Origin of the sequence: Runella aurantiaca, from assembly GCF_003339505.1 — a bacterium.
GTDB lineage: Bacteria > Bacteroidota > Bacteroidia > Cytophagales > Spirosomataceae > Runella > Runella aurantiaca.
The window spans coordinates 42302-58952 of sequence record NZ_QPIW01000036.1 but is presented as its reverse complement, the minus strand read 5'-3'; the positions used below and the strand labels follow the sequence as shown (position 1 = coordinate 58952).

The 16651-nt window shown below is 46.6% G+C and carries 7 protein-coding genes; 5 read left to right on the top strand and 2 right to left on the bottom strand.

What is annotated here, in order from left to right:
- The first annotated feature begins 17 nt into the window (after positions 1–17).
- From DVG78_RS27130 to DVG78_RS27110, 5 genes are all read left to right on the top strand, one after another.
- On the top strand, positions 18–533 hold the full coding sequence (locus DVG78_RS27130) for a phage tail protein (protein WP_114464137.1): 516 nt from the start codon (positions 18–20) through the stop codon (positions 531–533).
- A gap of 13 nt (positions 534–546) precedes the next feature.
- The gene (locus DVG78_RS27125; RefSeq protein WP_114464136.1) at positions 547–1035 is read left to right on the top strand and encodes a GNAT family N-acetyltransferase; all 489 of its coding nucleotides are present in this window, start codon (positions 547–549) and stop codon (positions 1033–1035) included.
- 13 nt (positions 1036–1048) lie between these two features.
- Positions 1049–1345, top strand: coding sequence for a DUF6916 family protein (locus DVG78_RS27120; protein ID WP_114464135.1), 297 nt, complete (start codon positions 1049–1051; stop codon positions 1343–1345).
- 248 nt (positions 1346–1593) lie between these two features.
- Positions 1594–13092, top strand: coding sequence for a Calx-beta domain-containing protein (locus DVG78_RS27115; RefSeq protein ID WP_114464134.1), 11499 nt, complete (start codon positions 1594–1596; stop codon positions 13090–13092).
- Positions 13093–13109: 17 nt separating this feature from the next.
- Positions 13110–13484 carry a LytR/AlgR family response regulator transcription factor gene (locus tag DVG78_RS27110; RefSeq protein ID WP_229598331.1) on the top strand — a complete coding sequence of 125 codons (375 nt, stop codon included), beginning with the start codon at positions 13110–13112 and terminating at the stop codon, positions 13482–13484.
- Between the two features lie 132 nt (positions 13485–13616).
- Here DVG78_RS27110 and DVG78_RS27105 read toward each other — a convergent pair whose 3' ends face one another.
- Together DVG78_RS27105 and DVG78_RS27100 are read right to left on the bottom strand one after the other, a co-directional pair.
- Complete coding sequence (locus tag DVG78_RS27105) at positions 13617–14204, bottom strand: recombinase family protein (protein ID WP_114464132.1); 588 nt, start codon at positions 14202–14204, stop codon at positions 13617–13619.
- A gap of 178 nt (positions 14205–14382) precedes the next feature.
- Complete coding sequence (locus tag DVG78_RS27100) at positions 14383–16644, bottom strand: xanthine dehydrogenase family protein molybdopterin-binding subunit (RefSeq protein ID WP_114464131.1); 2262 nt, start codon at positions 16642–16644, stop codon at positions 14383–14385.
- Positions 16645–16651 lie beyond the last annotated feature (7 nt).

The following is a 16651-nucleotide window of genomic DNA, read 5'->3' as shown; positions in this document are numbered from 1 at the left end:
ACAAAATATACATAATCATGGCAGATCCATTTGTAGCAGAAATACGTATCTTTCCTTTCAATTTTGCCCCAAAAGGCTGGGCTTGGTGCGATGGTCAGCTTTTGCCACTTTCACAAAATACCGCGCTTTTCTCTCTCTTAGGAACAACTTATGGAGGCAACGGTAAGTCAAATTTTGCCTTGCCTGATTTGCAAGGACGTGCTCCAATGCACCCCGGACAAGGGCCAGGATTGTCCCTACACGATTTGGGAGAAACTGGTGGAAGTGAAACGGTTACCTTACTAGAATCTGAAATACCGTCGCATAGCCATATAGTTCGGGCCGTCAACGACAGCGGGTTACAATCAACTCCCGGCGGCGCGTTTGTTGCCCGGGCCAATGTGTACAATACAAATCCACCCCCTGGACCCACCCGCATGTCGGTCAATACGATTGCCCCCGTAGGAGGAGATCTTCCGCACAATAACATGATGCCGTATCTAACCTTTTATTTCAATATTGCATTACAGGGCGTTTTTCCGCCAAGAACCTAGATAAAAGTAAAGTATGGTATCGTTGAGACCCATCACGGAAGCAGACCTTCCTACGCTATTAGACATTTATGCCAGCACCAGGGCCGATGAAATGGCCCTGGTGCCTGAATGGAGTGAAACCGATAAACGAGCGTTTCTGACGCAGCAATTCATGGCCCAGCACCAGTATTATCAGGAGTTTTATCAAGGTGCAAATTTGCAAATTATTGAGAATGATGGAGTTTCTGTGGGTAGGATGTATGTACATTGGAACTACAGCCCCAGCGAAGTCAGGATAATGGATATTGCTTTATTACCCGATTATCGCCGTAGAGGCATTGGAAAAAAAATGCTCGAATCGGTGCTTAACAAAGGAGCAGAATTAGGTAAAACAGTAACTATTCATGTGGAATATAATAACCCCGCTATGAAACTATATGAACGCCTCAATTTCCGAAAGATTGGCGAGTTTAATTCTGTGTATTACTTATATGAGTGGAAGCCAGCGGCCAATACTCCTTAAAACACTATTTATTATGGTAGAAAAAATTACTGTTGCTGATTTTCAACCCTACTTAAACCAAAACTTTTCTATTCGTTTTACGCCTGACACAATTCAGTCTTCCCAACTTATCAGGGTATCGACATGGGGAAGTGAATCAGATAAATTTCGTCAGCCATTTACGCTCGAATTTGAGACAGGGCTGACTCAAACCTACTATTTACAGGGAACTTTTGTACTGGTGCACCCCACCGTAGGCGAGCTGGTACTTTTTATGGTACCCATCGGACTTGGTACAAAAGGTATGCGCTATGAGGTGGTTATAAGTTAGCGTTAACGTCGGGACTCTGTAAAAGGTAGGAGGGAAAGCACAGGACAATAACAATGCATAAGCCAAATGCATTAAATATAAATCATTGATAACATTGCATTTTATGACCTTAAATACCTTGAATTCAACTTAAATCACATTGAAATCAGGCGGAGTTTTTAAGGCCATTTTATTGAATTATGGGCGCATAATAACTGTCCATAAATTAAAATCAGATTTACTTCTCAATCAAAGAAAAGCTCTATGTCATGAAATTTACACTACCTTTTTCTGTGAGTATTCTGCTCAGTTTATTGATCGGAATCCTGAATCCTCCTGAAGATACATTGTCTATTGCTGCCCAAAAGAAAAATGCAGCCATTCATACAGGTAAGCATACCCCCGTTAAAGAGGGGGGGGGCACTTATTCATTTGGAAGGGGAAATCTAAAACCTTCCAATTCGCAAGAATTTAGCCCCTTCATTTACCAACCCAATGAATCTTCTTGGGAGGTAAATAGCGTTTCTTCTTTGCTTGCACCAACCATAACGGCAATCAAAAGTTTTGTATTACTCGAAAAAGCGGGAGGCTCAGTTGGCCCAACTCCAGGAGATACCCTCAAATATACCGTCGTTATCAGTAATGGCGCGGTGGCAGGTGCTGGAAACAATGCCTCTGGGGTGATTTTTACTGATCAGATTGATGCCAATACCACGCTTGTGCCAGGTTCACTAAAGTCAGGCCCTATTGCGATTGATGACAGTTATTCGACCGTAGGTAACGTTTCCATTGCTGTGCCCGTAGGTGCAGGCTTAATGTTAAACGATGTTAATTTGAACGGTACGCCCATGACGGTGACTGCCATTGACGATACTGGTACGATGGGAGATGTTACTTTTAACGCCAATGGGAGTTTTACCTTTAATCCTGACCCGGGTTTTGAAGGAACGACCACTTTTACCTACACCGTTGACAATGGTTATATGACCTCCACAGGGACCGTTACCGTTACCGTGACAGGCATGATTTGGTTTATTAATGCTTCTGCTGCTCCGGGTGGAGATGGACGCCTTAGTACACCCTGGAATAGCATGAACAACTTCAACGCATCTTCTCTGGATGATCCGGGCGACAATATCTTTGTCTATACAGGAACTTATAACAATACGCTCGCCACCATTTTGTTAGGACAACAAAAACTAATCGGTCAAGGTGCAGTTGGTGCGAGCCTCGCTGCTTTGGCAGGGGTCACTTTTTCAACTCACCCGCCTATTTCACCTGCTACCATACCCGCCGTCAACGGTACCAACCCTATCATTAATCAGGCCGCAAATAACATCAATATGCAGTCGCAGAATCAGGTACGTGGGGTCAATATCAACAACACCGGGGGCACGTCGCTGTTAGGGAGTAATTTTACATCTGCTTTGGTTCGGGAGGTTTCTATAAACAATACGGGTGGGGTGGCGATCAACTTCAACAATGGCGCGATGGATGCCATTTTTTTAAGTGTTTCTGCGTCAAATAGTGCCAATGCAATCAGTATCATCCAGACTACGGGTAGTGTGCAAATAACGGGTACGGGCATCACAGACGCTTCTGGAGGAACCCTGACCAATATATCGGGGCGGGGTATTGATTTGCGTAATGCAACCAATATTACCCTAAAAAACATGAACCTGCCTTCGGCCAATTCAACGAGTGATGGTGGTTTTGATACTCAATGTGACGAAGACGATGTAGCGGCTTGTTTTGCGGCTATTTACATGAATGGAGTGAGCACAGTTAGTCTAGATAATATCGACATTGGCGCTACAGAAGAACATGGTATTATGGGCCTCAATGTGAGCAATCTTACCATAAACAATTGTACTGCCACCAATAATGGCAACAGCAATGAAGAAAATGCACTAAAACTGCGCAACCTTTCGGGTACCTGTTCTATTACCAATTCGACTTTCCAGTTGTCGGCTTTCAGAATTGCTCACATAATTAATATAACGGGTAATTTGAATCTGACAGTAGACAACTGTACATTCAACAACACGGCCGCTTCAGGAGTTGGGGCGGATTGTTTTGAATTGCGTACCCAAGGCACTGCAACAGGTACTGTTAACTTGAAGAACAGCAATTTTCATAGAGCTAGAAGTAAAGGAATTCAGGTTTTTGCGGAAGGAAATTCTACTTTGAATCTCAACATAACAAATTGTAGTGTACAGCGATTTGGAGGACTCATGGCGGGAATTGAGGTCGGCTCCAATGGGGCTGCGGCTACCTTGAATTATAACGTCAATAATAATTCAAACATTGAATCTGCGGGTGAAGTGGCCTTTCTGGCTTCAACTTTTATCACTTCAGACCTCAACGGTCGTACAAATAACAACACTAATATTACCAATACAATCAATGAGGCAAATACGTTTTCTAATATAAGGGTTTTGCACGAAGGAAACGGGCAGGCAATTTTAGAAATAAAAGATAATTCCAATGTTTTATCAAACAATCTTGATATTCCAGTAGATTTTGTTGCTTTAAATGGTGCTGGGCCTGCTGCGCGCTTTGATATTACATTGGATAACAATAACATTACCAACACAATCACCGATGTTACGATGCCAATTGCTACTGGTTTGGAGGGGGTTGTGCTGCGAGCGGGGGATGGTACGGGGGGAGATATTAACACCCTTTGCGGATATATTGCCCGTAATGACCTGAACTTGGCTCCTTCGGTTGCGCGTGCTTTTCGGGTCAGGCACTTAGATGCAACCATAATGAATTTACAAGGTACTGGACCCACTACGGCCGACAACTGGATTAGCAATATGAATACCAATAACAATGGTACCATTAGTGCTTATGGGCCCAATGTGGGTATTACGTTTGGGGGTGTCTGCAATGTGCCAGCCCACGCTGCTCCAGCTTCTATCATGGATGAGCAGATTTTGGTAGCGTCAATCGGAAGTAATGACTCGCTAAACAATGTAACAGTAGCGGCCAATGAGCCTGAAAAACAGGAATCGAAAGCACCGCAACTTCAAAACGTCAAACCAGAATCTGACAAATCGCCACGGTTGTCAGCACCTGAGGTATCCCTTTCTGGTGAAACAGTTACGGTAGGAGGAATGTCAGGTTTCGCACTCCCAGCTGGCAAATCCATTACGATTGAATTTAAAGCAATAATCAATAGCCCACTGCCTCTAGGTACTTGCCAAATCTCAAATCAAGGAACTGTTACCGCCGCTGGTGGTATCAATGTTTTGACAGGAACTGCTATTGGTAACAATAACCCAACCGTAACTACCCTCAGCACCCATAGCTTAGGGAATCTTGTTTTTAAAGATAACAATAAAAACGGCACTTTTGATGGAGGTGATTTGGGAGTCAATGGGGTAACGGTTAACCTTTACCGCGACAATGGCACCACCGCTGGTACATTGGACGCAGGAGATGTATTTGTAGCCACACAAATAACGGCTGGTGGAGGTTTGTATAGTTTTACAAATCTTTGTTCTGGTGATTATATTGTTCAAATTCCTGCCGCTGAGTTTGGTGTTGGACAAGAGCTAGAGGGTTTACTTTCTAGTCCACAAGGAGCTGCTTCGGATCCCGATAACAATACTGATAATGACGACAACGGGCAAGATGCTCTTTCAGGGTCAATTGCGAGTCAGGCCATTACGCTAGACTTTTCTAATGGTTTAGTAGAAAACAATACGACCCTTGATTTTGGGTTCAAAACACCGATAAACGTTATCATTTCTGATGTAACATTGGCGGAAGGTAACGGCGGAGGAACAACTACATTTGGATTCACGGTTACGCGCAATGACGTTACAACCGCTTTTGATTTGACGGTTAATACCTTAGGAGGTACCGCCGTCAGCGGAACGGATTTTACCGCAATCACAAATGGTACCGTGAGCTTTGCGGCAAATGGTAGCCCAACGGCCACGGTGAATGTGTCGGTCAATGCCGATGAAATTGTCGAGTTAAGTGAAGCCTTTTCGGTGATTTTGTCGGGAGCACCCGCTGGAGTAATCCTGACCGATGCGACTGGAGCGGGAAGCATTACCAATGACGACCAAGCCACCTTCTCGGTCAATAGTGTCTCTCAGAATGAAGGAAATGCTGGAACCCAGAATTACAGCTTCACTGTTACCCTCGACAAAGCTATTGATGCCGCTGCGTCGGTGAATATCGCCACTACAAACGGTACCGCGACCACCGCCGACAATGATTATGTGGCCAACAGTACGACCCTCAACTTTACGGGTACGGCTGGAGAAACCAAAACATTTAACGTGGTGGTCAATGGTGACCTGAAAGTAGAACCCAACGAAACCTTCAGCGTTTCACTCAGCTCAGCAAGCGCCTCTGGTCGTAACGTTGTAATATCGGGCATACAGAATACAGGCACTGGTACGCTTACCAACGATGATGCTGCTACAATTTCCATCAACAATAAGACGCAGGCGGAAGGGGATGCAGGTACCACTACTTTTACCTTCGACGTAACCCTCAGCCAAGTGGTAAGTTCTGCTGTGACGGTTGATTTTGCCACCGCCCCCGGCACTGCTAACGCTGGTGGGGATTATACCACTAATTCTGGTACATTAACGTTTCCGGCAAACGGTGCTGGACAAACCCAAACGATTACGGTTCAGGTGATCGGAGACGCCGTGGGGGAAGCCAACGAAACCTTCTTTGTGAATTTGAGCAATATTATGGGAGCAGCGGGGGTAACCTTCGCTGATAATCAAGGGTTGGGAACCATTCTTGATGATGACCTTTCTTTCAGCATCAGCGATGCGACCATTTCAGAAGGAAATTCAGGAACAAAAACCCTGACTTTTACGGTAACGCGTAACAGCACAGCAACGGCTGAAACCATTGATTATCAAACAGCTGATAATACGGCCACCACTGCCGACAATGATTATGTTGCCAAAAATGGAACGCTTACTTTTGCAGTTGGGGATGCCTCAGAGGATATTGTCATTACGCTCAACGGAGACCTAAAGGTAGAACCCAATGAAACATTCTTCGTAAACCTGTCCAATTTAAGCAATGGTTCCATTTCCGATGGGCAAGGGCAAGGTACCATTACCAACGACGATGCGGCCGTAGTTACGCTCAGTGGCGGCACTGCCAAAAACGAAGGAGCAGCAGGAACGACCAGTTACACCTTCACGGCGACGCTTAATAACCCCGTACAGGGTGGCTTGTCGGTAGCTTATACCACCACTAACGGCACCGCTTCTACGGCCGATAACGATTATACCGATAACGACGGTACATTGACATTTACGGGAACGTCGGGAGAACAAAAAACGATTACTGTGTTGGTCAATGGCGATAACAAAGTCGAATTGGATGAAGCCTTTACGGTGGCTTTGGGAGCTATTACGCTTGCTCCTGTGGAAGTGACTACGGCGGGCAGCCCACAGACAGGCACCATAACGAACGACGACGCGGCCACGGTAGCTTTGGTCGGCAATGTGAGTCAGTCAGAAGCGATAACACCCCAGGTGTTTAGTGTTTCATTAAGTAATCCAGTGGATGTAGCAGTGACGGTAAATTTCTCAACCACAGATGGCACCGCCACCACGGCCGATAATGATTACACCAGCATCACCAACCAAGTAGTAACCTTTGCTGCGGGTACAACGACGGCACAGACGGTGAATGTGACGGTGGTCAACGATGCTAAAGTGGAAGCAAACGAAGGGTTTAATGTAGGACTTTCCAGTTTGGGTGCCTCGGGCCGCAATGTGATTTTGGGTACGAGTATAGGCACAGGAACGATTCAAAACGACGATGCAGCAACGGTGACCTTATCGATTCCGAGCACGCCTTATTTGCAAAACGAAGGGAATTCTGGCACTACAGCTTATGTCTTTACCGCTACGCTTAACAATCCCGTACAGGGAGGTTTTCAGGTAGCCTATACGACCAACAACGGTCTGGCCATAGCGCCCGAAGATTATACCGACAACGATGGTACATTGAGTTTTGCTGGGACGGCGGGCGAAATTAAAACCATCACGGTGCTTGCCAATGGGGACCTGAAAGTAGAAGCCAACGAAGATTTTAGCGTTGAGCTGGGGTCCATTACGGGCGCTCCTGCGGGCGTTACGGTTGTTGGTACCCCCAAACAGGCGGTGATTACCAACGACGAATTAGACTTTGGCGACGCGCCCGATACGTATAACACCTTGCTAAGCAATAGCGGTGCTCGCCACAATACTTCCATTATCTTCCATTTGGGAGCCACGGTAGACGGAGATGTGGACGGGCAACCCACCTCAACTGGCAACGGTGACGATATTGATGCTGAAGGTGACGACGACGATGGGGTGACGCTTCCGTCGGCCTTTATTACGGGTACTACTGCCAATATCACGGTCAATGCCTCAGGGGCAGGCTTTTTGAATGCTTGGGTTGATTTCAACAATGATGGTGATTTTGGTGACATGGGAGAGCAGGTTTTTACCAATCAAGCTTTAGCCACAGGCGACAACAACTTGACGATTGCCGTACCATCGGGGGCCGTACCCGCGCTGACGTTTGCGCGTTTTAGATACACGACTGCTACCGTAATGACGCCCTCGTTCGTTGGCTTACAAACGACGGGAGAAGTGGAAGATTATCAGGTAAATATTTTGAATACGCAGTTTTCAGTCAGTAGCCCAACGGTAGCTGAAGGCAATGCGGCTACCACGAGCCTTATCTTTGTTATTACCAGAACCAACAACGCGAATGCGGCTTCGGTAGATTATGCCATCACGGGGGGCACGGCTAGCTCCGGAACGGATTATGTGGCTTTAGCGTCAGGCACGGCCAATTTTACCGCAGGAGGAGCTTTGACTCAGAACGTGACGGTGACGGTCAATGGTGATTTAATGGTTGAAGACAACGAGACGGTTATTCTGACGTTGTCAAATCCCGTAGGTGGAGGCATTAGTGGTGCCACAGGAACGGGCAGCATTACCAACGATGACGCGGCTACACTCACGCTGAGTGGCGGCACTGCCAAAAGCGAAGGATCCGCAGGTACGACCAGTTACACTTTCACGGCGACGCTGAGTGCGGCGGTACAGGGAGGTTTTGGTTCTCCTTACACGACTACCAACGGCACCGCTTCTACGGCCGATAACGATTATACCGATAACGACGGTAGTCTGAGTTTTACGGGAACATCGGGAGAACAAAAAACGATTACGGTATTGGTCAATGGGGATAACAAAGTGGAATTGGATGAAACGTTCACGGTGGCCTTGGGGACCCTGACGGGTCTGACGCCAGTGCAGCTGGGGGCGATTACGATGGCGGGCAGTCCACAGACGGGTACCATAACGAACGACGATGCTGCCACGGTGGCTTTGGTCGGCAATATCAGTGAGTTGGAAGCGACAACTCCCCAGGTGTTTAGTGTATCATTGAGTAATCCAGTGGATGTAGCAGTGACGGTAAACTTCTCAACCACAGATGGCACCGCCACCACTGCTGATAATGATTACACCAGCATCACCAACCAAGTAGTAACCTTTGCTGCGGGTACAACGACGGCACAGACGGTGAATGTGACGGTGGTCAACGATGCTAAAGTGGAAGCAAACGAAGGGTTTAATGTAGGACTTTCCAGTTTGGGTGCCTCGGGCCGCAATGTGATTTTGGGTACGAGTATAGGCACAGGAACGATTCAAAACGACGATGCAGCAACGGTGACCTTATCGATTCCGAGCACGCCTTATTTGCAAAACGAAGGGAATTCTGGCACTACAGCTTATGTCTTTACCGCTACGCTTAACAATCCCGTACAGGGAGGTTTTCAGGTAGCCTATACGACCAACAACGGTCTGGCCATAGCGCCCGAAGATTATACCGACAACGATGGTACATTGAGTTTTGCTGGGACGGCGGGCGAAATTAAAACCATCACGGTGCTTGCCAATGGGGACCTGAAAGTAGAAGCCAACGAAGATTTTAGCGTTGAGCTGGGGTCCATTACGGGCGCTCCTGCGGGCGTTACGGTTGTTGGTACCCCCAAACAGGCGGTGATTACCAACGACGAATTAGACTTTGGCGACGCGCCCGATACGTATAACACCTTGCTAAGCAATAGCGGTGCTCGCCACAATACTTCCATTATCTTCCATTTGGGAGCCACGGTAGACGGAGATGTGGACGGGCAACCCACCTCAACTGGCAACGGTGACGATATTGATGCTGAAGGTGACGACGACGATGGGGTGACGCTTCCGTCGGCCTTTATTACGGGTACTACTGCCAATATCACGGTCAATGCCTCAGGGGCAGGCTTTTTGAATGCTTGGGTTGATTTCAACAATGATGGTGATTTTGGTGACATGGGAGAGCAGGTTTTTACCAATCAAGCTTTAGCCACAGGCGACAACAACTTGACGATTGCCGTACCATCGGGGGCCGTACCCGCGCTGACGTTTGCGCGTTTTAGATACACGACTGCTACCGTAATGACGCCCTCGTTCGTTGGCTTACAAACGACGGGAGAAGTGGAAGATTATCAGGTAAATATTTTGAATACGCAGTTTTCAGTCAGTAGCCCAACGGTAGCTGAAGGCAATGCGGCTACCACGAGCCTTATCTTTGTTATTACCAGAACCAACAACGCGAATGCGGCTTCGGTAGATTATGCCATCACGGGGGGCACGGCTAGCTCCGGAACGGATTATGTGGCTTTAGCGTCAGGCACGGCCAATTTTACCGCAGGAGGAGCTTTGACTCAGAACGTGACGGTGACGGTCAAGGGTGATTTAATGGTTGAAGACAACGAGACGGTTATTCTGACGTTGTCAAATCCCGTAGGTGGAGGCATTAGTGGTGCCACAGGAACGGGCAGCATTACCAACGATGACGCGGCTACACTCACGCTGAGTGGCGGCACTGCCAAAAGCGAAGGATCCGCAGGTACGACCAGTTACACTTTCACGGCGACGCTGAGTGCGGCGGTACAGGGAGGTTTTGGTTCTCCTTACACGACTACCAACGGCACCGCTTCTACGGCCGATAACGATTATACCGATAACGACGGTAGTCTGAGTTTTACGGGAACATCGGGAGAACAAAAAACGATTACGGTATTGGTCAATGGGGATAACAAAGTGGAATTGGATGAAACGTTCACGGTGGCCTTGGGGACCCTGACGGGTCTGACGCCAGTGCAGCTGGGGGCGATTACGATGGCGGGCAGTCCACAGACGGGTACCATAACGAACGACGATGCTGCCACGGTGGCTTTGGTTGGCAATATCAGTGAGTTGGAAGCGACAACTCCCCAGGTGTTTAGTGTATCATTGAGTAATCCAGTGGATGTAGCAGTGACGGTAAACTTCTCAACCACAGATAGTACCGCTACAACTGCCGACAGTGACTATACGGGAATTACGAATCAAACGGTGACATTCATGGCGGGTAGCACCTCTGCTCAAACAGTAAATGTTAGCATTACCAACGATACCAAAGTAGAAATAAACGAAGTCTACAAGGTTGCGCTAACAAATCTTGCAGCGAGCGGCCGCAATGTGATTTTGGGCACGAGCATAGGTCGGGGTAATATTCAAAACGATGACGGTGCAACGTTGACGCTAAGTGGCGGTACTTCCAAAGCGGAAGGTAACAGTGGCACGACGAGTTTTATCTTTACAGCAACGCTCAACAATGCAGTTCAGGGGGGATTCTCAGTAGCTTATACCACAAACGATAGTACCGCAACCGTGGCAGACAATGATTACACCGACAATGACGGTACACTGACGTTTGTGGGAACCGCTGGTGAAGCAAAAGACATCACCGTGTTGGTCAAAGGAGATTCTAAAGTAGAAGCTAACGAGGCATTTAAGGTCATTTTAGGCGCACTTTCGGGTACGGTATTAGATGCCTCTATTGCTAGAAAAGACACCATACAAATTGGAGACATCACCAATGATGAAATAGATTTTGGGGATGCTCCCGCATCTTATGGTACATTAACGGCCAATAATGGGGCACGTCACGCTACTCTTTTGGGAATGTATTTGGGGACAGCTATCGACGGTGACGAAGATGGACAACCCACTGCTACTGCCAACGGTGATGATACAGATACCGACGGCGATGATGAAGACGGGGTGACCTTCCCTAACTTTTTATTGACTGGAACCAACACCTCCGTTACTGTGACAGCCTCCGTAGCGGGTAAACTTGATGCGTGGATTGATTTCAATCAAGATGGCGATTTTGATGATATTGGAGAACGAATCGCCAATACTCTTTCATTGACCGCTGGCAGCAATCAAGTTAACTTTAGCGTACCAGTCGGCTCGCCCGATGGTAATGCACCAGCCCGTTTCCGTTTTAGTAGTATGGGTGGTTTAAATGCAACTGGCTTAGCCCCCGACGGGGAAGTGGAAGACTACGTGGCTGCGGTCATTAATACCCTTCGTATTTATGTCAACGCTGCAAATGTCAACCCGTCGCAAGATGGGTCTACTTGGGCGAAGGCATTTTCTAATTTACAATCGGGCCTGAACGCCGCAGCTACATCGATGTTTCCTGATATCGAAATTTGGGTAGCCCAAGGTACTTATAAGCCTGGTACACTGCGCACTGATGTCTTTAAGATTCCTTCCAAAGTACGGGTTTATGGAGGGTTTGTCGGTACTGAAATAAATCTATCAGAACGTAATTGGGTAACGCATCCCGTAATTCTCAGCGGAGAAATAGGCACCATACAACGCAACGATAACTCTTATCATGTGGTGCTGTTTAAGTCTACCGATTCATTGACACGTCTGGATGGATTCCGCATTGAAAGAGGCTTCGCTGAGTTTGTAGCGGGCACTCAAAATATCAATGTCCCTGATTTACTTGCCTCAGGGGGCGGAATCTTGGCTATTGAAAAAAGCAAAGGGTTGATTACTAACTGTGTTATTACTGACAACCGAGCCATCGGTGGCGGTGGTATGTTGCTGCGCGACAGTTCGCAGTTAGCCATTACCAAGACCATTATCTACGGAAATGAAGCTACTTTCGGGGGTGGGGTATACGTATTGGGTGGTAGTAAACCCTATTTTGAGAACGTATTAATGGTGATTAACAAAGGCTTAGGCGGCGGTATGTACGTTAACAGCAGTCAGCCATCTTTGATGAACTGTACGATTGCTTCCAACAAGGATGATGGAAACAATGCGGGAGGTATCTTCAATGCCAACTCGCTGACGACAGTGAAAAACAGTATTTTGTGGGGTAATACAGCACCTCAAAGTACCTCGGGGAGCGAGATTACTTACAGTACGGTCGAAGGTGGTTTTTCTGGGGTTGGTAACAGTAATCTGAATCCTCTGTTTGTCAATGCCAACCCTGTTGGGTTGGCCCCGTTGGGTACCTTGGGTGATTATCACCTGCAAATATGCTCACCTGCTATCAACGGTGGTGATAATGCGGGAGCTCCTAACGAAGACTTGGAAGGTAATGTAAGGCCATTCCCCGTTGGTTTAGGTATTGTCGACCGTGGTGTGTTTGAAAGTCAAAGTAGCGGCAGCAGTGGCCCAGCCAATTTGACGGTGACAGAACCTATCACGAGCGGAACGGTGCTGAAAGTTGCCGACAAAATAGTAGCGACTAATCAGGTATCAGGCGCAACGGTGGTATATCAGGCGGGAAAATCAGTGACGTTATTACCAGGCTTTACGGCGACTGTAGGAGAGGGCAACAGTTTTCAGGCACTCATCGGCGGCTGCGATAAATAAACCAAAATGAGCAGAAAATGAAAGCACTGACTACTCCAGATTCAATAATGTCACTTGAAGGTTTGCTGTATTTACCACGCTTCCAAACCAAAGACGGCAATAGAAGTGTTGATTTGAGGCGGATTGTCTATTTGAGTGCGCAGGTCAATTATACTATTTTTCATTTGGAAGATGGAGAAAGTGTAATTACCTCGCTTCCCTTAAGTTTCTATGCTTCTTTGTTAGAAAAATATGGCTTTCTGAGGCTTCATAAATCATCCCTTTTGAATTTGCATTATTTGAGTCAATGTCACATTCTGCGTTTTGAGATGTTGATTTTACCTTCGGGACATTCCATTGAAATTGCCCGTAGGCGCAAAGCAAAACTCAGAGAAATGATGAAATCTTGTTAATACTTGATGCAGATAGGGCGATTTGATGAGCTTTGAATCCAAACTCTAAAGGAGGCTAAGAATAAACTTTAAAGTGGTGCCGGCGTTTTTGAAGACGGCACCACTTACAACCAAAACTTTGTAGTAAACTACTCAATCAACTTTACTGCCAATTTGTACGCCTCTGTGCCGAAGATATTTGTAGAGGGTCATTTTTGAAATTTTCAAATCAGCGGCAATTTCATTGACCCCCAATTTACGTTCATTGTATAATGTTTGGGCAAGCATTGCTGTTTTTTCAGCTTCCTTAGACAAACCCCTTCTGCGGCCTCCTTTTCGGCCCCGGGCCCGAGCCGCCTCCAATCCAGATTTTGTCCTCTCTCGGATGAGGTCTCTTTCAAACTCTGCCAAAGAAGCAAAAATATTGAAAATGAGCCTGCCCTGGGCAGTGGTGGTATCAATGTGGTCATTGATTGAAACCAGACCTATGCCTCTTTTTGAAAAATCGGAGGTAATTTCAAGCAAGTGCTTTAAAGAACGCCCCAACCGGTCGAGTTTATAAATATAGATTACATCCCCTTGTCGGAGCATTTGCTGCATGGCTTGCAGTTGGGGTCGGTCCGATTTTATACCAGAAGCTTTTTCCTGAAATATCTGTTCACATCCCACTTTTGTCAAGGCATCAATCTGCATTTCCAAATTTTGATCTTGGGTAGATACCCGGGCATATCCTATTTTCATTTGTCTACTTAAACTTATTTTATACTTCAAAAATAATAAATATATGTAGATTTCTATACAAGTTTATTTTACAAACAAGTAACTTTTCAAGAGAGGATTTACTTCCCTTTAAGAAACAAAAAAGCCATCATTGCATATCTGACTTTGCAATGATGGCTTTGATTTATTCGTACTCTATTTATGATTTTGGATTAGATTGTTCTGAGGCAAACGGCTGGTTATAATAGCGTTTACCCGTCGTTTTAAACAACGCATTGGCTACTGCCCCAAAAACTGGTGGGAATGGCGGTTCGCCAAGACCCGTCGGGTCAACATCGCTTTCTACAAAATGTACATCAATTTTCTTCGGCGCTTCGTTGTGGCGAATGATGCGATAATTGTGGAAATTACTTTGTTCGGGGGCTCCGTCTTTGTGGGTCAATGCTCCGTAAAATGCATTACCGATACCATCAACTACCGCACCTTGTACCATATTTCGAGCGGCATCGGGGTTGACAACGACGCCACAATCAACGGTACTCGTTACTTGTTCAACATACGGTTGGCCGTCGCGCATGACCATATCAACCACATGACCAGCATACGAAGCGTGACAGAAATAAGCAGCTACGCCACGTTTTTTGCCAGCATTTTCGGGTTTGCCCCAGCCTGATTTTTCTTTCAGTAGTTCCAAAACGCCAATGTATCTGCTTGCATCGTAATCATTGTTTTTGCCTACTGGATTTTCTTTTGCCTTTTTCAATAAATCTAGGCGAAGTTGAATGGGGTCTTTGCCCATGGCTTCGGCTAATTCATCCAAAAAAGATTGCTCAGCCGCCGCATTGAAGTTGGAACGGGGCGCTCTGAAGGCTCCAATGGTCACGTTTGAAGGAATTTCCCACCCCTCAGCCAAATAGTTATCAACCGCTCCCGCTGGGAAACGATTGGCATGAACTGGGTTTTCGGGAATTCCGCCGCCAATGACATGAAACCCAATTAGATTTTTGTTGGCATCCAACGCTGCACGATACGTAGCGGTGTACATCGGGCGATAAATGCCGTACGTCATATCGTCTTCACGGCTATAAATCAGTTTGACGGGTGCTTTGAGTTTTTGAGAGATTCGAGCCGCTTCATATACGTACGACCCGTAGGCTCTACGACCAAATCCCCCACCCATTCGAGTCATTTGAATTTCAATCTTTTCGGCTGGCAGGTTTAAAATTTTGGCAAGGGTAGGCTCCATCCAACCGGGCGCTTGCAAAGGCCCAGCCACCACCGCTTTATCTTCCATTACATGCGCAAAGAAATTCATCGGCTCCATGCAGTTATGTGCCAAAAACGGTGCATTGTAGGTGCGTTCGATGATTTGAGCCGCATTTTTGAAAGCTGTTTCGGGGTCACCGTCTTTTCTTAATTGCTGGGCTGGTTTTTTTGCGTATTCGGCCATCATTTCAAATTGACGGCTTGTGGTTTCTAATCTACCTGGAACGCTTACTTCTCTTTTTCCGCCTCTTCCCGACATGGTTTCTTTTAAGTCGCCGGCGGCTTCCCATTGTACAATCAGCTTTTTGCGAGCGTTCATGACTTCCCATGTACTATTGCCCACTACGGCAATCATTTCATTGAAAGTACGGGTATCAAAACCGCCTTGTTCAAAACCATCATCGTATAGTTTAAAGCTAAATACATCTTTGATGCCGGGCATTTTCAGAGATTGCGAAGCATCAAAGGATTTAAGTTTCATACCGAAGGCTGGCGGATGCTGAATCATGGCAATCAACATACCATCAACCCGATAATCCATTCCAAATAGTGGTTTGCCCGTAACTACTTTTAGGCCTTCCGTATTTTTCTTTGAATTTCTGACAATTGAAAAATCTTTGGGAGCTTTCAATTTTACCTCTTTAGGCACGGCAATGGCGGCGGCTTTGCTTGCCATCTCTCCATATTTTGCCGTTTTCCCGCTTGTATGCGTTAAAACCCCTGCCTTGGTTGTGATTTCAGACGCAGGAACGCTCCATGTTTGAGACGCGGCTTCGATGAGCATTTGTCTGGCCGCTGCGCCAGCGTTTCTCAAGGGTTTCCAGTACATTCTAACCGAATTACTACCGCCCGTAAATTGTGGTCCCAATTTCACGTTGTCGTGCGGTCCCATTTCCACGACTACGTTTTTCCAATCTACATCCAATTCCTCCGCCACAATCATTGGTAATGAGGTCATTACATTTTGACCGAATTCGGGGTTTGGACAAAGAATTTTAACGACATTATCGGGGGTAATTTTAACATAGCCCGTTAGTTCTGACCATTGGTCGGGGAGATTTAATCGGGCGGCGTTCCGCTCCTGTATTTTTTCGGCGGCTTTCGCATTCGAAAACCAGCTGAAACTTAGCATCATTCCACCACCAGCCAACGCCGAAGATTTGAGGAATGAACGGCGATTATGTGTATTTTTCATTGCTATT